This is a genomic window from Salinivibrio sp. PR5 (genome assembly GCF_001996085.1).
Classification (GTDB): domain Bacteria; phylum Pseudomonadota; class Gammaproteobacteria; order Enterobacterales; family Vibrionaceae; genus Salinivibrio; species Salinivibrio proteolyticus.
Genome location: NZ_MUFK01000004.1, coordinates 37,606 through 56,835, shown reverse-complemented (window position 1 = coordinate 56,835; position 19,230 = coordinate 37,606). Strand labels below are relative to the sequence as shown.

The 19,230-nt window shown below is 52.3% G+C and carries 21 protein-coding genes; 17 read left to right on the top strand and 4 right to left on the bottom strand.

The genetic code is table 11. The annotated features are described in order from the left end of the window. Window positions 1–95: 95 nt before the first annotated feature. From rpoH to BZG82_RS02825, 5 genes are all read left to right on the top strand, one after another. Entirely contained in the window at window positions 96–959 is an 864-nt protein-coding gene (rpoH, locus tag BZG82_RS02845) for an RNA polymerase sigma factor RpoH (RefSeq protein WP_069589047.1), read from the top strand. A 316-nt stretch (window positions 960–1,275) separates the two neighbouring features. Then, a complete protein-coding gene (gene glpE, locus BZG82_RS02840) occupies window positions 1,276–1,608 on the top strand; it encodes a thiosulfate sulfurtransferase GlpE (protein ID WP_069589045.1) in 333 nt (110 codons plus the stop codon). Between the two features lie 15 nt (window positions 1,609–1,623). Continuing rightward, window positions 1,624–2,454 carry a rhomboid family intramembrane serine protease GlpG gene (gene glpG, locus BZG82_RS02835; RefSeq protein ID WP_077765122.1) on the top strand — a complete coding sequence of 277 codons (831 nt, stop codon included), beginning with the start codon at window positions 1,624–1,626 and terminating at the stop codon, window positions 2,452–2,454. Between the two features lie 233 nt (window positions 2,455–2,687). Beyond that, the gene (gene glpT, locus BZG82_RS02830; RefSeq protein WP_077639818.1) at window positions 2,688–4,049 is read left to right on the top strand and encodes a glycerol-3-phosphate transporter; all 1,362 of its coding nucleotides are present in this window, start codon (window positions 2,688–2,690) and stop codon (window positions 4,047–4,049) included. An 85-nt stretch (window positions 4,050–4,134) separates the two neighbouring features. Continuing rightward, complete coding sequence (locus BZG82_RS02825; RefSeq protein ID WP_069589041.1) at window positions 4,135–4,926, top strand: DeoR/GlpR family transcriptional regulator; 792 nt, start codon at window positions 4,135–4,137, stop codon at window positions 4,924–4,926. Between the two features lie 14 nt (window positions 4,927–4,940). Here BZG82_RS02825 and BZG82_RS02820 read toward each other — a convergent pair whose 3' ends face one another. Further along, window positions 4,941–5,360, bottom strand: a complete 420-nt coding sequence (locus tag BZG82_RS02820; protein WP_069589058.1) for a flagellar basal body-associated protein FliL — start codon at window positions 5,358–5,360, stop codon at window positions 4,941–4,943. A gap of 158 nt (window positions 5,361–5,518) precedes the next feature. Between BZG82_RS02820 and BZG82_RS02815 the strand changes: the two genes are divergently transcribed. Continuing rightward, window positions 5,519–6,061, top strand: coding sequence for a chorismate lyase (locus BZG82_RS02815; RefSeq protein ID WP_069589039.1), 543 nt, complete (start codon window positions 5,519–5,521; stop codon window positions 6,059–6,061). Beyond that, on the top strand, window positions 6,058–6,912 hold the full coding sequence (ubiA, locus tag BZG82_RS02810; RefSeq protein ID WP_077765121.1) for a 4-hydroxybenzoate octaprenyltransferase: 855 nt from the start codon (window positions 6,058–6,060) through the stop codon (window positions 6,910–6,912). The genes BZG82_RS02815 and ubiA overlap by 4 nt, the downstream gene beginning before the upstream one ends. Before the next feature lie 68 nt (window positions 6,913–6,980). Here ubiA and plsB read toward each other — a convergent pair whose 3' ends face one another. After that, window positions 6,981–9,446 (bottom strand): glycerol-3-phosphate 1-O-acyltransferase PlsB, encoded by a 2,466-nt coding sequence (gene plsB, locus BZG82_RS02805; protein ID WP_077662553.1) that lies wholly within the window; start codon window positions 9,444–9,446, stop codon window positions 6,981–6,983. A gap of 203 nt (window positions 9,447–9,649) precedes the next feature. On the opposite strand from plsB, the gene lexA reads away from it, so the two are divergent. The 6 genes from lexA (at window position 9,650) to BZG82_RS02775 (ending at window position 15,555) form a co-directional block, all read left to right on the top strand. Then, window positions 9,650–10,276, top strand: a complete 627-nt coding sequence (gene lexA, locus BZG82_RS02800) for a transcriptional repressor LexA (protein ID WP_069589035.1) — start codon at window positions 9,650–9,652, stop codon at window positions 10,274–10,276. 122 nt (window positions 10,277–10,398) lie between these two features. Beyond that, entirely contained in the window at window positions 10,399–11,193 is a 795-nt protein-coding gene (locus tag BZG82_RS02795; protein WP_338012741.1) for a class I SAM-dependent methyltransferase, read from the top strand. A gap of 241 nt (window positions 11,194–11,434) precedes the next feature. Then, window positions 11,435–12,550, top strand: coding sequence for a cytochrome c oxidase subunit II (coxB, locus tag BZG82_RS02790; protein WP_077765120.1), 1,116 nt, complete (start codon window positions 11,435–11,437; stop codon window positions 12,548–12,550). Between the two features lie 9 nt (window positions 12,551–12,559). Further along, window positions 12,560–14,161: a cytochrome c oxidase subunit I gene (gene ctaD, locus BZG82_RS02785; protein WP_077765119.1), complete on the top strand. Its 1,602-nt coding sequence runs from the start codon at window positions 12,560–12,562 to the stop codon at window positions 14,159–14,161. After that, complete coding sequence (locus BZG82_RS02780; RefSeq protein WP_077639822.1) at window positions 14,151–14,678, top strand: cytochrome c oxidase assembly protein; 528 nt, start codon at window positions 14,151–14,153, stop codon at window positions 14,676–14,678. The genes ctaD and BZG82_RS02780 overlap by 11 nt, the downstream gene beginning before the upstream one ends. 10 nt (window positions 14,679–14,688) lie before the next feature. After that, on the top strand, window positions 14,689–15,555 hold the full coding sequence (locus BZG82_RS02775; protein WP_077765118.1) for a cytochrome c oxidase subunit 3: 867 nt from the start codon (window positions 14,689–14,691) through the stop codon (window positions 15,553–15,555). Between the two features lies 1 nt (window position 15,556). Here BZG82_RS02775 and BZG82_RS02770 read toward each other — a convergent pair whose 3' ends face one another. Next, window positions 15,557–15,763: a DUF2909 family protein gene (locus BZG82_RS02770; RefSeq protein WP_077455019.1), complete on the bottom strand. Its 207-nt coding sequence runs from the start codon at window positions 15,761–15,763 to the stop codon at window positions 15,557–15,559. A 45-nt stretch (window positions 15,764–15,808) separates the two neighbouring features. Between BZG82_RS02770 and BZG82_RS02765 the strand changes: the two genes are divergently transcribed. From BZG82_RS02765 to cyoE, 4 genes are read left to right on the top strand one after another with little or no spacing between them, the layout of a single operon-like run. Next, window positions 15,809–16,516, top strand: a complete 708-nt coding sequence (locus tag BZG82_RS02765; protein WP_158075973.1) for an SURF1 family protein — start codon at window positions 15,809–15,811, stop codon at window positions 16,514–16,516. Next, window positions 16,513–17,034 (top strand): hypothetical protein, encoded by a 522-nt coding sequence (locus BZG82_RS02760; RefSeq protein WP_077765116.1) that lies wholly within the window; start codon window positions 16,513–16,515, stop codon window positions 17,032–17,034. The genes BZG82_RS02765 and BZG82_RS02760 overlap by 4 nt, the downstream gene beginning before the upstream one ends. 2 nt (window positions 17,035–17,036) lie before the next feature. Then, entirely contained in the window at window positions 17,037–18,059 is a 1,023-nt protein-coding gene (locus tag BZG82_RS02755) for a COX15/CtaA family protein (protein ID WP_077765115.1), read from the top strand. Continuing rightward, entirely contained in the window at window positions 18,034–18,936 is a 903-nt protein-coding gene (gene cyoE, locus BZG82_RS02750) for a heme o synthase (RefSeq protein ID WP_077765114.1), read from the top strand. The genes BZG82_RS02755 and cyoE overlap by 26 nt, the downstream gene beginning before the upstream one ends. Window positions 18,937–18,940: 4 nt before the next feature. Here cyoE and BZG82_RS02745 read toward each other — a convergent pair whose 3' ends face one another. Then, a complete protein-coding gene (locus tag BZG82_RS02745) occupies window positions 18,941–19,189 on the bottom strand; it encodes a DUF3862 domain-containing protein (protein WP_077662560.1) in 249 nt (82 codons plus the stop codon). Window positions 19,190–19,230: the final 41 nt, after the last annotated feature.

The window sequence follows — 19,230 nt, the reverse complement described above, 5'->3', positions numbered from 1 at the left end:
ACACACAACAGGGCTTGCAGTTTTACCCCGCTTGGGTATATTTTTGCATGCTTAATCAGCAATTCGGTCTTCGACGATTCGGAAACGAGGTTTGAATGACAAAAGAGATGTACGCACTGGCCCCCATCGCACAGGATAACTTAGACAGTTACCTGCAGGCGGTGAATAGCCACCCCATGCTCACTGCCGAAGAGGAGCATGCGTTGGCCGAGCGTCTCCATTACCATGGTGATCTTGAGGCAGCGAAATCGCTGATCCTCTCACACTTGCGTTTTGTTGTTCATATCGCCCGTGGATACACCGGATACGGCTTACCCATGGCAGATTTAGTGCAAGAGGGTAACATCGGCTTGATGAAAGCGGTCAAACGCTTTAACCCAGAAGTCGGCGTTCGCCTTGTCTCCTTTGCGGTGCACTGGATCAAAGCCGAAATTCACGAGTACGTGCTGCGTAACTGGCGTATCGTTAAAGTGGCAACCACCAAAGCACAGCGTAAGCTGTTCTTTAACCTGCGCAAAAACAAAAAGCGCTTGGGGTGGTTTAACAACGATGAAGTGAACATGGTGGCGGAGCAACTTGGTGTAGATGCTGCAGAAGTCCGCGAGATGGAAGCACGTCTCGCCGCGCAAGATGCGACCTTCGAAGCCCCAGCAAACGCCGATGATGAGCGTGATGGCGCCGCCATGGCTCCAGTCTACTATTTAGAAGACAAGAGCTCTGATGTGGCGGCCTCGCTAGAGGCGGAAAACTGGGAATCGCACGCGAACCGTCGTCTTGCCCATGCACTGGCTGCATTGGATGAGCGAAGCCAACACATTGTTCGCGCACGTTGGTTGGATGATGACAAGGCCACGTTGCAAGACTTGGCGGATCATTACCAAGTCTCGGCTGAGCGGATTCGCCAGCTTGAAAAAAATGCGATGAAGAAACTGAAACATGCCATGGGTGACGCCCTATAGCGCTATCCATGCGAATAAACCGGCCCGCGGGCCGGTTTTTTTATATCTGTTGATCATCGAAGTTAGAAAGTTTCACGTAACTTATTCACAGCTTATCCATGATCAGATCTATATCTAGTGGATCCTATTCGACGATCTTCGCTTATCAACTCAATCCACACCTTTTTCCACAGACGATCAATAAATGACCATGACTTAACCTGTCTAACAAGCGAGGCGGCCTAAACTCAGGTACAATGCCGTTTATAACGAGCGGCGCGATAGCATCGTGCTACATAACTTTGGGAATAACTCTGTGAGTGGAGTGGAATTAGGTATGGATCAGTTTGCTCATATCTCTGTGACCGATGCGTGGGAAATGCTGCGTGATGATCAGCAAAATGCAGTATTAGTGGATATTCGCGATCCACAAACCTTTCAAGTGGCGCACTCTCAAGGTGCCTTTCACTTAACCAACGACACCTTGGTCGCCTTTATGGATCAGGTCGATTTTGATCAACCCGTACTGGTGATGTGCTACCACGGCATTAGCAGCCAAGGGGCGGCACAGTATTTAATTAACCAAGGGTTCGAGTCTGTCTACAGTGTCGATGGTGGCTTTGAGGCTTGGCATCGTCAGGCCTTGCCGACTGAGTCAGGACTGGAATAGGCGCAAGGAGCCTCTATGCAAAAAATGGCGGTACTGCCTAACGCACGGCTAGCGCAGGCATTTGTCGATTATGCAGCAGCGCATAAGGTGGCGATTGAGCTGGCACCGGAAGCGGATGCCCAAGTGGCGTTATGGCTGGTCGATGACAGCCAAGCCGCCTGGGTTGAACAAGAACTGGCCCGTTTTGTGGCGGAGCCTATGCATAGCCGCTATCAGGCTGCGTCTTGGCAGGTAGCGGAAACCCGTCACGCTCGGTTTCATTATCCCTCCGCAGGGTTATGGCAAACGGTGAAAGACAAGTCTGGTCCAGTGACGATTACCGTGATGATCGCGTGTGCCGCCTTGTTTGCCATGATGATCTTAGGCGGATTTGAGGTCGTCGTGCGCAGCCTGCTGTTTCCCGCTGATAGCGAGCAGCGCTGGCAATTGTGGCGGTTGTTTAGTCACGCCTTGCTTCATTTCTCGGCGCTACACATCGTCTTTAACTTGTTGTGGTGGTGGGTACTTGGGGGACGTATCGAGCAACGGGCTGGTGGCAGCAAGCTGATGCAGATTTTCCTCTTTGCTGCCCTTTTCTCCGGTCTGGGGCAATATTGGCTGGAAGGGCCTTATTTTGGCGGCTTATCCGGTGTGGTTTACGCGCTCTTAGGCTATTTATGGTGGTTAACGTGGCTCGCCCCCGAGCGCGGGTTAACCATTGATAAACCGTATGTCGTGTTTATGTTGGCATGGTTAGTGATTGGGTTCTTCCAACCACTGGGCATGAATATCGCCAATATGGCGCACGTGTTTGGTTTAGGCGTCGGTTGCTTACTCGGCCTTTGGGATGCCAAACGCGCTGCCTAACATTGTCCGTCAAACAAACGCAAACGAAAAAGAGCAGATTACTGCTCTTTTTTTATTCGAACGCACATTTTTATTGYTCTAGATCGATAATTTATGTTCGGATTCACGGTTTTTGTTTTCATTTTGAGTAAGTATTCCACCCGTTGAGCGTATTCGAATATTTCAATGCTCACTCTTTTGATTTGTAACCCTTTTACCTATCCATCGCGTACATCTTACTGAGGAACCCTCTCATGTTTGGAATCTTTCGTCCGGCACCTCACCGGCAAAGATTGCCAGAATCGCAAGTCGGCTCAACCTACACCCGACTGCGTTGGCAATTGTTTATTGGTATTTTTATCGGTTATGCCGGTTACTACCTAGTGCGTAAAAACTTCAGCTTGGCGATGCCATTTCTTATTGAAGAATATGGTTTTAGCCGCGGCGATCTTGGCTTTGCATTAGCCGCTGTCTCGATCGCTTACGGTCTGTCTAAATTTCTCATGGGCAGCGTGTCTGACCGCTCTAACCCTCGCTACTTCTTGAGTGCTGGCCTGTTAATGTCATCGTTGGTGATGTTCTGCTTTGGCTTTATGCCGTGGGCAACCAGCAGTATTACCATTATGTTTATCCTGCTTTTTATTAACGGTTGGGTACAAGGCATGGGCTGGCCGGCTTGCGGGCGTACTATGGTGCACTGGTGGTCACGCCGCGAGCGTGGTGAGCTGGTGTCTGTTTGGAACGTGGCGCATAACGTGGGGGGCGGCTTGATTGGTCCGCTATTCTTGCTTGGCCTGTGGCTGTTCAATGACGACTGGCGTGCCTCTTTCTATGTCCCGGCGTTTTTTGCTGCCTTGGTCGCGGTATTCATCTGGTTAACCCTACGCGATACCCCGCAATCATGTGGTTTGCCACCGATTGAAGAATACAAAAACGACTATCCAGAAAACTACGACGAAGAAGCCTTTGAGAAGGAAATGACCGCCAAAGATATCTTCGTGACGTATGTACTGAAAAACCGTCTTTTGTGGTACATCGCGATTGCTAACGCCTTTGTCTACTTGATTCGCTATGGCGTATTGGACTGGGCGCCTGTGTATCTGGATGAAGCCAAAGGCTTTACCGTGGATAAGTCCTCATGGGCTTACTTCCTCTACGAGTGGGCGGGGATCCCGGGCACACTGCTGTGTGGTTGGATGTCAGATAAGTTCTTCAAAGGGGCACGTGCGCCAGCGGGTGTACTGTTCATGGTCTTAGTCACCTTGGCGGTATTGGTCTATTGGTTTAACCCTGCGGGCAATCCGGGCGTCGATATGGTCGCGCTGGTGGCGATTGGCTTCTTGATTTATGGTCCGGTGATGCTGATCGGCTTGTATGCGCTTGAGCTTGCACCGAAAAAAGCGGCCGGTACGGCGGCAGGTTTAACCGGACTATTCGGTTACCTCGGTGGTGCAGTGGTGGCCAATATTGCATTGGGTTATACCGTGGATCACTTTGGTTGGGACGGTGGCTTTATGCTCCTTACCGGCGGCTGTATCTTGGCGATTTTCTTCCTATGCTTAGCATGGGTAGGTGAGAGCCGCGTGCGTCGTGAGTCACCGGCACATGCTGCCTAAACAATCAGTCTTGGCATTGCCCATAGGCAATGAGTAAACTAGAAAGCCCCCGTGACCGCGGGGGCTTTTTGTAAGGGGAGATGCAGTGAAGCAAAACAAACGTCATCAGCAAATCATTGATCTGGTTAAGTCACAAGGATACGTGAGCACGGAAGACTTGGTTGAGCGCTTCAATGTCAGCCCGCAAACGATTCGACGCGATCTCAATGAATTGGCCGCAGAGAACCACATTCGCCGCCATCACGGTGGGGCGACAGTACCGTCGAGTTCGGAAAACACCGCGTATGCAACGCGTAAGGTCTTGCAGCAGCAAGAAAAAGACACCATTGCTCAAGCTTTGGTGAAGCACATTCCGGATGGCGCGACCTTGTTTATTGATATCGGCACCACACCGGAGGCGGTAGCACGTGCGTTACTTAATCACCATAATTTACGGGTGGTGACCAATAACTTAAATGCCGCTGCTATCTTAATGCCCAAGCAGGATTTCACCCTGATTATTGCTGGGGGCGAAGTGCGCAACCGTGACGGGGGTATTGTGGGTGAAGCTACCCTCGATTTTATCTCCCAGTTCCGCCTCGACTTCGGCATTTTGGGGATCAGTGGCATTGATGATGATGGGTCGCTGCTCGATTTTGACTACCACGAGGTACGTGTCAAAAAAGCGATTCTAGATAACAGCCGCTGTGTGATGCTGGCTGCCGACCATACCAAGTTTGGTCGTAATGCCATGGTGAATCTTGGCAACATTACCCAACTCGATATGGTCTTTACCGATGCTGAGCCACCGAGCAATGTGCGCGACATGTTGTTAGCGCAAGGTGGCCACCTTGAAGTGGTGCCCAGTGATGCTGAGCAAGATGCGTTATCCGCGTAGCGGATAACGATCGCTTATTGGTATAGGTACTTGGTAAACAAGAGATCGGCGAGAATGCGTCGATTGGTTTCTGCTAATAAGAGCTCATTGACGCGCTCCAGGCAGGCTTTACGGATTGCTTCTCGACCGGATAGCGATTTTATCTTGGTGACGGTTTGCTGACTCAAGGTCTCGATGATGGCATCACGGATCAGCGGCGCATGATATTCCAGCTCACGCACCAGTTTCGGGTCATCGACCATCAGCTCCACTTTGACATTGATAAAGCCGAGCCGGCTCCCCTCAGTGACATAGTTGGTGGTGATCTCAGGCTCTAGGGAAAAGTAGCTGTATTTGGGCGCTTGTCCGTCACCCTCTGCTTCAGCGAACACGGCCGAGCTGGTCAGTAATAATAGGCCGACTAAGGCCATCCATAAGGTTTGAATCTTTCTCATATCCACCCAGCAATTCAGTTGCTCATATGATAGGGTTAGGCCGCCCTGCATTCTCCAATCGGGACTGGCTTGCTACAATTGCCAGCCGAGTATAGCAATATTGTAAGCCACCGAGGGGATGAAGCGGGCGAATTTTGCGCGATGTGGCACAGGAAACAATGTCGGATTTAAATCAAACCTATTTGGCGGCGCTGAAACAAGCGCGCTGGGAACGACCAGATATCGCCGCGTTAAAACGCTCTCAACATGGGAGTTGGTTACTCGAATCGCATTCGATGACGGCTCGACTCAAGCGCCACTGTCAGCGCTTTGATGTGGATGTGGTCAATGTGTATCAACTGACGCCGGATAAACTGACCACGGATGAAGTGGCATTAATCGGTCACGAGGCGTGCGTGGTGCGTGAAGTGATCTTAAAGGGAGACGGCCACGCATGGGTTTGTGGGCGCACGCTGTTACCCGCTTCCACGCTTGAAGGACAAGGCGGTTACCTGAACGCCCTAGGCGCCGTGCCGTTAGGTCAGCATGTTTTTAAACAGCGCGCATCGCGCCGTGATGCGATTGAAGTGGCGGAAGTAACGATGCCAACGGGTGGACTTCAAGCGCGTCGCTCGCGGCTTTGGCTGCATAACCGTCCGATGTTGGTGGCGGAATTGTTTTTACCTGATTCGCCCATGTACGGAAAGGAGATCCCCGCATGAGCCCTAAGTTAGTGGCGCTGGCTCAACTGGCCCGCCTTGACCGCCCGATTGGGACCTTATTATTTTTATGGCCAACCTTGTGGGCCTTATTTTTGGCTGCCGACGGTCTACCACCCTTCGATGTGCTGGCGGTTTTTGTATTGGGCGTATACATGATGCGTGCCGCCGGATGCGTGATTAATGACTATGCGGACCGTCATTTTGATGGCCATGTTAAACGCACTAAGGATAGGCCACTGCCGTCTGGACGTATTAGCGAAAAAGAGGCGCTCGCGCTCTTTTTTGGCTTGGTTCTCGCCTCGTTTGCGCTGGTATTAACGCAAAACCTGTTGACCATTCAACTGTCCTTTGTCGGCGTCGCCTTGGCGTTTGTCTATCCCTTTATGAAGCGTTATACCCATCTTCCTCAATTGGTATTGGGGCTGGCGTTTAGTTGGGGGATCCCGATGGGATTTGCCGCCGTGCAAGACACCATTCCTCCCGTTGCATGGCTTTTGTTTATGGCAAATAACTGTTGGATCATTGCCTACGACACCCTTTATGCCATGGTCGACCGAGATGATGATTTGAAGATCGGGGTGAAATCGACCGCCATTTTATTTGGCCGTTGGGACAAAGCGGCGATTGGTGGTTTGCAATTATCGACACTGTTACTGCTGATGTTGGTGGGGAATTGGCTGGCCCTATCGGCAGGCTTTCATTGGAGCTTGCTGGCCGCGTTCGCGTTGTTTGTTTACCAGCAGTATTTAGTGCGTGAGCGAGAAAGAATGCCTTGCTTTCAGGCGTTTATGAACAATAACTATGTGGGTTTAGTGATTTTTCTGGGCGTCTTAGCGGGCGTATACCTCTAAGCAATCACTGACCCTGACACATAAAAAAGGCGCATCATGCGCCTTTTTTAGTGCTCAATATCGGATGCTTATTGCCCGCTGTCGGACTCGGTGTTTTCCGCTCGGCCCGTCAGTGGCTGGTTCAGCACGGCCTGAATGGTGAGCTGGACTTCTGGTGAAATCAGCCCGCATACCAAATCATTCAGTGCTTGGATGCGCTCAGCATTAGCTTTGGCATCGTCATCGAGATAGCCTTGCTCACGGAGCGTATCCACAAAGGTACTGAACACGCCTTTATCAAAAAACTCCGGCGCGTTGATCCCGTGTAGGCGGCTTAAACGCTGTGCCAACATTTGGCTGTGTTTTTCCAGATCACGCTTTTCAATATGCGGCTGGTGGGTGTACAAGGTCAACGTAATTGCATAGCGTTGCAAGGTTTCGACGATGGTACGCCCCAGCAATTGCAACTCACCCAGCTTGGCATTGTTCATGGTCACTTTATCGTCGTTACAACAAATCAGCGACTGTGCCTGCATGGCATGCAATAGCGCATCAAAGTAGCTATCTAAGCTGGCTTGGTCAAAACTCATAAACAGCTCGGCTTTGAGCAGCGGATAAAGCTGCTGCACGCAGGCGCGTAAGCCACTTTGGCTGATGGTTTTGTGGGTGATCAGGATCTGCGCAATCAATGAAGGCAGCGCCACCAAATGGATCACGTTGTTGCGATAATAGGTCATCAAAATCGCTTGCTGACGGTTAAGCGAGATCACATCGCCCATGGTGTCTTTCTCGACCACAAACTTATTCAGTGACAAAGCATGGTCGACTAAGTCCGCGGGACTGTCTTGCGGCACACTGCAACAGGCCGAATACGGCGCTTGTGTAAGCAGCTGTTGATACACCGCCAGTTGGGTCTCCAATGCCTCGCGGCTTAAGGCGCGTTGACGGGAGGCCAGCAGTGCGGTGGCACAAAGGGTCAGGGCATTAGTGGCGGCCGCATCGTTAATCCGAGTCATCACTTTTTCAGCCAAGTCATTGACCACTGGGTTCATCCAAGCGGGTTTCTGCGGCTCGATCGGATTGATGTAATCATGCCAGTCCGGCACCTTGTCGTTTAGGTGTTGGTTCAGTGGAATAGGCTCGCCAAAGTTGACGTACCCCAGTCCGTAGTTACGCAGCTTGCGCACAATACCTACCACTTGACCAAAGCTTTCTTTCTCTTTGCGTTGGCCTTGCAGCTCTTTGGCGTAGGTATTGACCTCCATCACATGCTCGTAGCCAATATAGACGGGCACCAAGGTGATTGGGCGTTGTTGACCGCGAAGCATGGCTTGCAAGGTCATGGCAAGCATCCCAGTTTTCGCCGGTAGCAAGCGGCCTGTGCGTGAGCGGCCGCCCTCGGAGAAGTACTCGACCGAATAGCCGCGGGCAAATAACTCTGCTAGGTATTCACGGAAAACGGTGGAATACAGGCGGTTGCCTTTAAAGCTGCGACGAATAAAGAAGGCGCCGCCACGGCGGAATAAGGGCCCAGCCGGGAAGAAGTTAAGGTTGACGCCGGCGGCAATATGCGGCGGTACCAGTCCTTCTTTGTACAGCACATACGATAGCAACAAGTAGTCCATGTGTGAGCGGTGGCAGGGCACATAGACTATTTCATGGCCGTCTTGCGCCAACTGACGCACGCGCTCGGCGTTGTTGACGTTGATGCCTTGATACAGCTTGTTCCACAACCAAGTTAGCAGGCGATCACTATAGCGAATCAAGCGATAGGAGAAGTTGGCGGCGATCTCTTCCATCATATCGACCGCTTCTTTGCGCACTTTCTCAACCGAGACATTGCGGCTTTGCGCTTCATCATGAACCACTTTGTCGATCGCTTTCGAGGCCAGCAGACGCTTAAAGAGTAGGGCGCGATTCGGGAGCCGAGGTCCCGAGGCAGCAAGTTTTTGACGCGAGAAGTGGATCATCGCCACTCGCGCGAGTTTGTGCGCGATCGCTTGGTCGGTGCCGTGCTTGTCGGCCATATAGCGTAGCGATACTGCTTGGCTGATGCGCACCATGCCATCACGGCCACGGGTCAGAATGGTCCACAGTTTCTCAGGGCCATTCATTGCGCGCAAAATCGCTTGATCACGCTGCGTTTCGTTACCCGGATCCCGTTGCCACAGCACCGAGGCGGGGACGAGCTGAATATCTAGCTCACTGTCTTGGCGATGAAGGTTAAGTAAATCTTTAAAATGCGCCAACGAGCGGGCCGGTAAATCTTGCTGACCACTAAATACCTTGCGGCCGTGGCTAATAAACACGTAGCGCGGCAAGGTAGTATCCCCAATGGTGAGGGGTTTTAACGGATCAGGCAGCCCTTGACGCAAACAGGTTCGCCTAAGGGTCAGTAAATCCGTGTGGGAGTGAAACGGCAGCACATAGACGATGGGCCGTGTTAACGATAGGTTGAGCTGCTCAATAGGTTCGGATGGAATACAGTGGGTTTTTACCCATGCAGAGAGCGGCAAATTCAATAGCTTATAATAGAGTTTTTGCCAGAGAGCCATAACGGTTAGCGCCTCAAAATCAAAATGCGCGCCAAGGATAGCAGAAAAGTACGGCGAACTCGCAACGAAAGGTCGGGAAATTACGCTAACCCACCGTTTCAAGCCACAATGAGATCCGCTTCTCGCTGCGTGAATTAGGCCTTTTCAAGCATTTAATTACTGGATATACTCACAGTTAACTGTATAAAAAGACAGGTAAGAGCATGAAGCCGTTAACCGCGAGACAACAGCAGGTTTTTGATTTAATCAAAGCCCATATCGAAGAGACAGGGATGCCGCCGACCCGTGCCGAGATTGCTCGTCAGTTGGGTTTTCGTTCCGCGAACGCGGCGGAAGAGCATCTAAAAGCCTTAGCCCGTAAAGGAGTGCTGGAGATTATTCCCGGCGCGTCACGAGGCATTCGTTTGATTTGCGAAGAAGAAGTGGTCGCCCCAGAAGATCAAGGTTTGCCGCTGATTGGTCGCGTGGCGGCTGGTGAGCCGATATTGGCGCAAGAGCATGTCGAAAGTCATTACCAAGTTGACCCTGCCTTGTTCAAACCGCGCGCTGACTTTTTATTACGCGTCAATGGCATGAGCATGAAAGACATCGGTATCTTAGATGGCGATTTACTGGCGGTGCACAAGACCCAAGATGTGCACAACGGCCAAGTCGTTGTTGCTCGCGTTGATGACGATGTGACCGTGAAGCGTCTTGAGAAAAAAGGCGCGCAAGTGGTATTGCACGCTGAAAATGACGAATTTATGCCGATCTCGGTGGATTTAACCGCACAATCACTGACCATTGAAGGCGTGGCTGTGGGTGTGATCCGTAACGCCGATTGGATGTAATAGGTTTCTGGCACGGGCGTCGCTCGCCCGTGATTTGACCGCGGTTAAAAAAACACCTTTGCATTATTGCTCAAGCAAACGATAATTATTATCATCTATAATTATCGTATGTGGAGGTGTCCGTGCGTACTCAACAGCATTCTGTTCCTAGCAAGCTATTTAAGCCGATGTGGCTGCGCAGCCGTGAGAGCCTTACCGATGATGGGGTGATTTACGATCCGGTGGCGGCTGCAGCCTGTCAGGGATGTGTTCTCCAGCCCGAATGTGATTGGCATAATCTGGATCAAACCCAGCTGCTTTATGCCACGCTTACCAGTCAATGTGACGCGATTGTAAAACAATTCTTAGCCCAGCATCCCACCGCGTGGATTATTAACGTGGGGGGCGGACTCGATACCCGTTTTTACCGTCTCGACAATGGCCGTTGTCGTTGGTTGGAAGTAGACGTCGACGAAACCTTACTCTGGCGTGAGCGACTCTTTCATACCAGTGAACGGTTTCGGATGGTGCAAGGCTCGGTCAAGCAGCTTGATTGGCTGGATCAATTAGCGGTACCTGCTGGTCACCCAACCATGCTAATTTGTGACCAAGCCTTACTAGAGTGCAGTAACCGCGAAATTTCAGCCTTTTGCCATCATATCAGCCGCCATTTTCCGCAAATGGAGGCATGTTTAGTGCTGGCGGGGGACAAATGTCATACCCGCATGGGACAAAAGTTGGGCTGCGAACAATACCAACATGGTTTTGCCGACCCGAGAATGGCGATCGTGAACGCGTTGCCTTGGGCGTGCCGCGTAGAAGAAAAATCACCGCTCGATAAACCCTGTCCCCGTTGGCGGTTATGGCAACGTGCATTAGCGGCCATGCCACGCTATCGTCTGCGCTTCACGCCTGTTGTCCTTCATCTCGAGTTATAACTTTTCTTTCGCGCTATCGCTTTTCTGCCGTCGTGCTCACACAAGGTGGGCACGTGTCTGGCTTTATGATCTTTTTCGCCTCGATTTTTTGTCCTTTTCGCCATCCTTGCCTAACTTAATTGTAAATAAAACGTTAACTATCGTTAGTGATTGTATCTGTGCGTATTCTCGCCAGCGTCAATCATGAGTGAGGCAGGAGGAAGCCGTGTTGAGGCGCCGATTACTACTTTTGATAGGGACAATGCTCCTTCCTGCAGTGGGTGTGCATGCTGCAGAACGAGAAGGCTGGAACCTCACCCAAGGGGTGACGGCCATCAGTCAGCAGGTGTATGACCTGCACATGACCATCTTTTATATCTGCGTTGCAATTGGCGTGCTGGTGTTTGGGGTGATGTTTTGGTCCATTATCCGTCACCGTAAATCCAAAGGCGCAAAACCTGCCTCGTTCCATGAGAGCACCAAAGTAGAGATCGCGTGGACGCTCGTGCCGTTTTTGATTTTGGTCGGCATGGCGATTCCGGCCACCCAAGTGCTACTCGATATGGAAGACACCACTGAGCCGGACCTCACAGTGCAGGTAACGGGCTCGCAATGGAAGTGGCATTACCGCTATTTTGACCATGACGTTGCCTTCTTTTCACTGCTTGCCTCAAGCCCCGAACAAATCCGCAATGAGAGACAAAAGCGTGACACCTATTTACTCGAGGTCGATCAGCCTCTGGTGTTGCCAGTCGGGCGTAAGGTGCGCTTTTTGATTACTTCGCAAGATGTGATTCATTCGTGGTGGGTGCCTGCCTTTGCGGTGAAGAAAGATGCTAACCCCGGTTTTATTAATGAGGCGTGGACCAAAATTGATAAGCCCGGCATTTATCGCGGCCAATGTGCAGAGCTGTGCGGTAAAGACCACGGCTTTATGCCGATTGTGGTGATCGCCAAGCCCCAAGAGGAATTTGATGCTTGGGTGCAAAAAACGGCCCTAGCACAGCAGAAAGCGCGCGAAGAAGAGCAACGCTTGCTGGACATGGAAATGCCGATGGATGAGCTGATGGCGCTAGGCGAACAAGTGTATGACAGCCGCTGTGGCATGTGTCACCAAAGCGAAGGACAAGGGATGCCGGGCGTGTTCCCCGCGTTGGCCGGCGCTGAGATTGCCATTCAGCCGGATAGATTGGTCGACCATATTGATATTGTTGTCAACGGCAAAGCAGGTACCGCCATGCAAGCGTTTGGTCCGCAATTGTCGCTCAAAGAATTGGCGGCGGTGGTGACCTATGAGCGCAATGCGTGGGGCAATGACACCGGTGATACCGTACAAGCTGCGCAAATCAACGCGGTGAAGTCAGGTGAAGATCTTTAGGAGCGCGTGATGACAGATACTACCCCAGATACCTTGCATGACGATCATCACCATAAACCGCGTGGGATCATGCGTTGGGTGTTGACCACCAACCACAAAGATATTGGCTCCATGTATCTGATTTTCAGCTTCACCATGTTTTTACTGGGTGGGGCGATGGCGATGGTTATTCGTGCTGAGCTTTTTCAGCCCGGCTTGCAACTGGTTGAGCCTAACTTTTTCAACCAAATGACCACAGTACACGGCCTGATCATGGTGTTTGGCGCGGTGATGCCCGCGTTTACCGGTTTGGCTAACTGGATGGTGCCAATGATGATAGGAGCGCCGGACATGGCGCTGCCACGGATGAATAACTGGAGCTTTTGGATCCTGCCGTTCGCGTTCTTACTGCTTATTGGCTCCTTGTTTATGGAAGGCGGCGGCCCTAACTTTGGCTGGACGTTTTACGCGCCGCTGTCGACCACTTATAGCCCAGACAGTACCGGCCTGTTTGTGTTTGCCCTGCATATCATGGGGATCAGCTCAATCATGGGCGCCATCAATGTGATTGTCACCATCACCAATATGCGTGCGCCGGGCATGACCTACATGAAAATGCCGCTGTTTGTTTGGACTTGGCTGATCACGGCCTTTTTGTTGATTGCGGTGATGCCGGTATTGGCAGGGGCCGCCACCATGGTGCTGACCGATAAATACTTTGGCACTAGCTTTTTTGATGCCGCGGGGGGCGGCGATCCTGTGATGTTCCAGCATATTTTCTGGTTCTTTGGTCACCCCGAGGTCTACATCATGATTTTGCCAAGCTTTGGCATTATCTCGGCAATTGTCCCCGCGTTTTCGCGCAAGCGCCTGTTCGGCTATAGCTCGATGGTATACGCCACCGCCTCGATTGCGGGGTTAAGCTTTTTAGTATGGGCGCACCATATGTTCACCACTGGGATGCCGGTATTTGCCGAATTGTTTTTCATGTTCTGCACCATGCTGATCTCGGTGCCGACTGGGGTGAAGGTCTTTAACTGGGTCGCCACCATGTGGCGGGGATCGTTAACCTTTGAAGTGCCCATGTTGTTTGCGATTGCCTTTATTGTGCTGTTCACCATCGGCGGATTTTCGGGCTTGATGCTGGCGATCACCCCGGTCGATTTTCAGTATCATGATACCTATTTTGTGGTGGCGCACTTCCACTATGTGCTGGTTTCGGGGGCGGTGTTCTCGATTATGGCCGCGGCTTACTACTGGCTCCCCAAGTGGACCGGTCATATGTTTAATGAAACCTTGGCCAAGTGGCACTTTTGGTGCTCGGTGATTTCGGTCAATGTGCTTTTCTTCCCCATGCACTTTCTGGGGCTGGCGGGGATGCCACGCCGGATCCCCGATTATGCGCTGCAATTTGCGGACGTGAACGCCATTGTCAGCATCGGTGGCTTTGCCTTTGGCTTGTCGCAACTTATTTTCCTCGCGGTGGTGATCAAATGCGCGCGTGGCGGTGAGCCTGCTGCAGCGAAGCCGTGGGAGGGTGCCGAAGGGCTGGAGTGGACCGTGCCTTCGCCCGCACCGTATCACACCTTTGAGACACCGCCAGATCTGGAGGAGACGCGCCATGGCCACTGAGTCTGCGCGCTCGGTGCGCCGCTTACTGCTGCTCGCAGTCGCGATGTTTGGCTTTGCGTTTGCCTTAGTGCCTTTGTATGACGTGTTCTGTGACGTTACTGGGATAAACGGCAAAACCGATAATGAGGCCGCCGCATCCAGTGCGGGCATTGACCAAGATCGCTTGGTGACCATTGAATTTATTGCCTACATCAACCCGGGGATGCGCTGGACGTTCGAGCCCCAAGTTAAACGTATGCAGGTGCATCCCGGTGAAACCCATACCATCAACTACCTAGCCACCAACAATGCGCGCTATGACACCATTGGCCAAGCGGTGCCTTCGGTCTCACCTGGGATAGCCGCGCAATACTTGAACAAAATTGAATGCTTTTGTTTTAACCGTCAGCCTTTACCGCGTGGCGAGGATGCGGCTTTGCCCCTCGTGTTTTACGTGGATCCTGAGCTGCCGGATGACATTAACCACTTAACGCTGGCCTACACCTTGTTTGATGTGACAGCCAGCGCCAAGGAATAAGGAGGCGCTCATGGCGACGCCTGAACGTTATTATGTCCCTGCGGCGAGTATCTGGCCGATTGTTGGTGCGGTGGCGCTGTTCTTGATTGCCGCTGGCGCAGGTGCCACGGTGGGCGGTTTATTTGGTGGCAATGGCCCTTGGCTGTTGCTGGCCGGCACCGTACTTATTTTGGTTATGCTCACCGGCTGGTTTCGCGACGTGATCCGCGAATCCATGCAAGGGCTGTACTCGGCGCAAATGGACCGCTCTTTTCGCCAAGGAATGAGTTGGTTTATTTTCTCTGAGGTAATGTTTTTTGGCGCTTTTTTTGGTGCGCTCTTTTATGCCCGCTTTATCGCCGTCCCTTGGCTGGGCGGTGCGAGCAATAACGCGATGACCGCGGCGGTGCTGTGGCCAGATTTCGTCGCTCAGTGGCCACTCACGTTGACCCCAGGCGGGATTGAAACCACCGCGATGCCCGCGATGGGGTTACCGCTGTTAAACACCTTTATCCTCCTGACCTCTTCTGTAACGCTCCATATTGCCCATACCGCGATGGAGAAAAATCAACGGGGGCGAATTAAAAGCTTCCTATTGGCCACGGTGTTATTAGGCGCATTGTTTATGTTTTTTCAGGGTGAAGAATACATCCATGCTTACCAAGAAATGGATCTACGTCTCGACTCTGGGGTCTATGGCAACACCTTTTATTTATTAACTGGCTTTCATGGCCTACACGTTACATTAGGCACCATCATGTTGTTTGTGATTTGGTTACGTGTATTACGCGGCCACTTCACGCCGACACAACACTTTGGTTTTCAAGCCAGTGCTTGGTATTGGCACTTTGTTGATGTGGTGTGGTTATGCTTGTTCGTTTTTGTATACATCTTATAGATCAATAGGGGCGTGGGTTGGGGGTAATCCAGCCCATTGAGAGCGCCAATAAAAGCAATAAGAAGATACAGACGGAAAATAAAACGCGACGGCCCAAAAAGCGAGATAAAGGGACGGAGCGATCGCCATTGAGCAAGACAGGAATGGCACGAAATAAGTTAAACAAAATAAAGATCAGCAAACAAATCAGAATAGCTTTGACCAGCATAAGCGCTCCTTAGCGCAATAGGTAATCATGAAACAAGGACGGCGAATGGGGTTTCTGATATTGACTGTGGTTGTGGTCGCGCTACTCGTCAAGTTAAGTCATTGGCAATGGACGCGTGGCGTGCAAAAAGCCCAACACTTGGCACAGTTTGATGCCAATCAAGCCCCCAACTCACTTTCAGGCATGGTGCGAAAAGGCCAACGATTGGCGCTCGACGGACAGTTTCGCCCTGAATTTGCCGTGTGGCTGGATAATCAGACCCACCAAGGCCGGGTAGGCTATCGCCTCTTTCTTCCCCTCATTCCAAGTCAGCAGCCATCGCGATGGTGGCTGGTTGAATTGGGTTGGGTGGCCGCGCCAGCAGTGCGCCACTTGCCTGCTGTGCCTGCATTGGCATCGCGCTACCAGCTGTCTGGCTTTGTCGATACACCCTCTGAGCGGGTGGTGCTCAAGGAAGAAACGGCATCGCATAAGTGGCCCGCTCGGGTGCAGCGCATTGACTTACAAGCACTTAAGGCTCAAATGCCCGCGCTGGAGGCGCAGTGGTTGATACGGGCAGAAAAACTGGTGGATGTGACCACGCCAAACACAGATGCCTTGGCGCAAGCGGGGGTGACGCCGGTGTGGCAGCCGGTGGTGATGCCGCCAGTGAAACATTATGGCTATGCCTTGCAGTGGGCGTTAATGGCGCTCGCGGTCAGTATTGGCGCAGGCATCTGGTGGTATAAAACAAAACAGAGGGAAGCGGTGTGAAAGGACGCATAACGCTCGTAGCTTTGATTGGTATTTTTGTCCTACCTGTGGTGGTGGCGAAATTGGTGCTGGAGCAAAGCTGGTATGAAAAAGGGGTCACCAATTACGGACAGTTTCTCGCTGAGCCGGCGACCCTAAATTGGTTACCTGAGCAAGGCCAGTGGCGGTTGATTTATCGGGTGCCAGAGCAATGTGACTCTGTGTGCGAGCAAGCCCTGTTTCAGTTAACACAAATTCCGATTGCGGTCGGCAAAGAGCGCGATCGGGTCAGTAGCGTGGCACTGACGCGCTCCGCCCCGAAAGCGCCGGAGGTACTGACATGGCAAACCCTGACCACAGAGCAGGCGCAGGCATGGCAGCAACAAGCATTTGATAAAAATACTATTTATCTAAGCGATCCGATGAATAATGTGGTGCTGGCCTATCCGGTCAGTGATGATAAAACCAAGTGGGTCGCGCAAGGCAAAGGCTTATTGCGCGATCTCAAACGGCTCCTTAAATTGTCGAAGGTAGGCTGATTATGGCAACGCGTCGCTACCAACTCGCCGTTTTATCGACACTGATACTGGCTGTGCTGGTGGTCGGCCTCGGCGCGTTTACCCGCCTCACTGAAGCGGGGCTTGGCTGCCCAGACTGGCCCGGATGCTATGGCCATTTGGCAGTGCCGGCCAGTGAAAGCGCGCAATCGGTCGCCATGTCGCGTTTCCCAGATGCGCCGCTTGATATCAATAAAGCATGGAATGAAATGTTGCACCGCTACGTGGCGGGCTCCTTAGGGCTGGCGATTTTTGCGTTGGCGTGGATCAGCTGGCGACGTCCTGACTATCAGGCTTTACGACCACTGACCACCTTGCTCAGTGTGGTCGTCATCGCGCAAGCCGCCTTAGGGATGTGGACCGTGACTTTAAGTTTGATGCCGGTGGTGGTGATGGCGCACTTACTCGGTGGTTTCACCACGGTATGCTTGCTAGTTTGGCTGGCGGTGGCGACAGGCGCGCTCCGATTGCCTGTGTTTTCGATGTCGTCATCCGCGCGCCGCGTGGGCACGTTGGCTTTGGTCGCGGTGATTGTACAAATCGGTCTCGGCGGCTGGACCTCTGCCAACTATGCCGCCACCGTCTGCACTCAGCTACCTATCTGTGAAAGCCCTTGGTGGCAGCTTTTCACCCCTTCCGCCTTTCATCCCGTCAGTCCTCTTAGCGACACCTATCAGTTTGGCGTGCTTAACCATGCCGAGCGGGTGACCATTCATGCCACCCACCGTCTGGGCGCCATGGTGGTCACTGTATTAGTGCTCGCTTGGGCATGGATGCTGTGGCGTGCTGGGGCGCGCGCGCTGGCAATGGCAGTGAGTGGTGTGCTGGCGATGCAAATTACGTTAGGGATAACCAATGTGGTTGCGCTACTGCCGCTGAGTGTGGCGGTGGCGCACAACTTAGGGGGATTATCACTGTTGGTTACGTTGCTGATCACTCGTCGTTTATCTCTTTCCTCGTCACTATCTCAAGGAGCTCGTGATGGCACAGTTTCAACGTACCGCTAGTGTTTCGACACCTGCTGGCGCCAATTGGCGTGATTATTACGAGCTGACCAAACCGCGTGTGGTTGCCATGTTGCTTCTCACCGCGTTGGTGGGCATGTGCTTAGCCACTCCCGGCTGGCCACCTTGGTCGGCGGTGCTGGTGGGATTATTTGGCATTGGTGCGCAAGCCAGCGCAGCGGCGGTGTTTAATCACGTTATCGACTGGAAAATTGACACGAAAATGCAGCGCACCCGCCATCGCCCCGTAGCCGAGGGACGAGTGAGTCAAGGCGCCGCGTTGGCCTTTGCGGTGATACTGATGGTGATGGGATTCATTGCCTGTTGGTGGCTGAATCCGCTCACGGCTTGGCTAACGTTTGCCAGTCTGGTCGGTTATGCATTGGTGTATACCCAGTGGCTTAAACCTGCGACCCCGCAAAATATCGTGATTGGCGGTTTGGCGGGAGCGATGCCGCCTTTGTTAGGCTGGACCGCGGTGACCGGAGAGCTTCACGCCCACGCGCTGCTGCTGGTGATGATCATTTTTACTTGGACGCCGCCTCACTTTTGGGCGTTAGCGATACATCGCCGCCATGACTATGCTAAAGCCGATGTGCCGATGCTGCCTGTCACTCATGGGGTAGGGTTTACCCAAACTATGGTTTTGCTTTACACCCTACTGCTGGTCATCGTGGGCATTTTCCCTTGGCTGACCGGGATGAGTGGTTGGTTGTATCTGGTAGGGGCGACCACGTTAAATCTGGTCTTTGTCGGTTACGCTTGGCGACTGAAAACCCAGTCGCAAAAAGGCATCGCGTGGCAGACGTTTAAATTCTCGATATGGCATATCTTCGCGACCTTTGTGGTGCTCCTTGCCGACCACGCGTTGCGCTATTGAGAGGCTACTTTAGCCCTTGCGCCGACAACACGGTGGCTTTGTCGGCGACAAACGAGACTTTGATATGTTTACCATCGCCGCCCCACACACAGTGCGTCAAGCCCATGGTGTCGTCGCATTGGCTAGGTTCGCCAATGTGGCTCACAACCACGTCATAGCTCATGCCCACTTCGAGCTGATCGTAGTTTTGCTTGGTCACTTTCGAGCAACCCGCTAGCAATACCGCCAATACACAGGCAAAAAATACACGCATAACCTTTCCTTATTCACAGAGGTGATGAGCCTAGTTGGCGC

What these genes read in the sequence shown, in the direction of transcription:
- ubiA (WP_077765121.1), top strand. Translation starts at nt 6,058, where the DNA reads ATGAGCCCTAAGTTAGTGGCGCTGGCTCAACTGGCCCGCCTTGACCGC.
- BZG82_RS02815 (WP_069589039.1), top strand. Translation starts at nt 5,519, where the DNA reads ATGTCGGATTTAAATCAAACCTATTTGGCGGCGCTGAAACAAGCGCGC.
- BZG82_RS02770 (WP_077455019.1), bottom strand. Translation starts at nt 15,763, where the DNA reads ATGCTGGTCAAAGCTATTCTGATTTGTTTGCTGATCTTTATTTTGTTT.
- BZG82_RS02820 (WP_069589058.1), bottom strand. Translation starts at nt 5,360, where the DNA reads ATGAGAAAGATTCAAACCTTATGGATGGCCTTAGTCGGCCTATTATTA.
- cyoE (WP_077765114.1), top strand. Translation starts at nt 18,034, where the DNA reads ATGGCACAGTTTCAACGTACCGCTAGTGTTTCGACACCTGCTGGCGCC.
- BZG82_RS02775 (WP_077765118.1), top strand. Translation starts at nt 14,689, where the DNA reads ATGGCGACGCCTGAACGTTATTATGTCCCTGCGGCGAGTATCTGGCCG.
- lexA (WP_069589035.1), top strand. Translation starts at nt 9,650, where the DNA reads ATGAAGCCGTTAACCGCGAGACAACAGCAGGTTTTTGATTTAATCAAA.
- plsB (WP_077662553.1), bottom strand. Translation starts at nt 9,446, where the DNA reads ATGGCTCTCTGGCAAAAACTCTATTATAAGCTATTGAATTTGCCGCTC.
- BZG82_RS02745 (WP_077662560.1), bottom strand. Translation starts at nt 19,189, where the DNA reads ATGCGTGTATTTTTTGCCTGTGTATTGGCGGTATTGCTAGCGGGTTGC.
- coxB (WP_077765120.1), top strand. Translation starts at nt 11,435, where the DNA reads ATGCTCCTTCCTGCAGTGGGTGTGCATGCTGCAGAACGAGAAGGCTGG.
- glpG (WP_077765122.1), top strand. Translation starts at nt 1,624, where the DNA reads ATGCAAAAAATGGCGGTACTGCCTAACGCACGGCTAGCGCAGGCATTT.
- glpT (WP_077639818.1), top strand. Translation starts at nt 2,688, where the DNA reads ATGTTTGGAATCTTTCGTCCGGCACCTCACCGGCAAAGATTGCCAGAA.
- BZG82_RS02755 (WP_077765115.1), top strand. Translation starts at nt 17,037, where the DNA reads ATGGCAACGCGTCGCTACCAACTCGCCGTTTTATCGACACTGATACTG.
- BZG82_RS02780 (WP_077639822.1), top strand. Translation starts at nt 14,151, where the DNA reads ATGGCCACTGAGTCTGCGCGCTCGGTGCGCCGCTTACTGCTGCTCGCA.
- glpE (WP_069589045.1), top strand. Translation starts at nt 1,276, where the DNA reads ATGGATCAGTTTGCTCATATCTCTGTGACCGATGCGTGGGAAATGCTG.
- ctaD (WP_077765119.1), top strand. Translation starts at nt 12,560, where the DNA reads ATGACAGATACTACCCCAGATACCTTGCATGACGATCATCACCATAAA.
- BZG82_RS02765 (WP_158075973.1), top strand. Translation starts at nt 15,809, where the DNA reads ATGGGGTTTCTGATATTGACTGTGGTTGTGGTCGCGCTACTCGTCAAG.
- rpoH (WP_069589047.1), top strand. Translation starts at nt 96, where the DNA reads ATGACAAAAGAGATGTACGCACTGGCCCCCATCGCACAGGATAACTTA.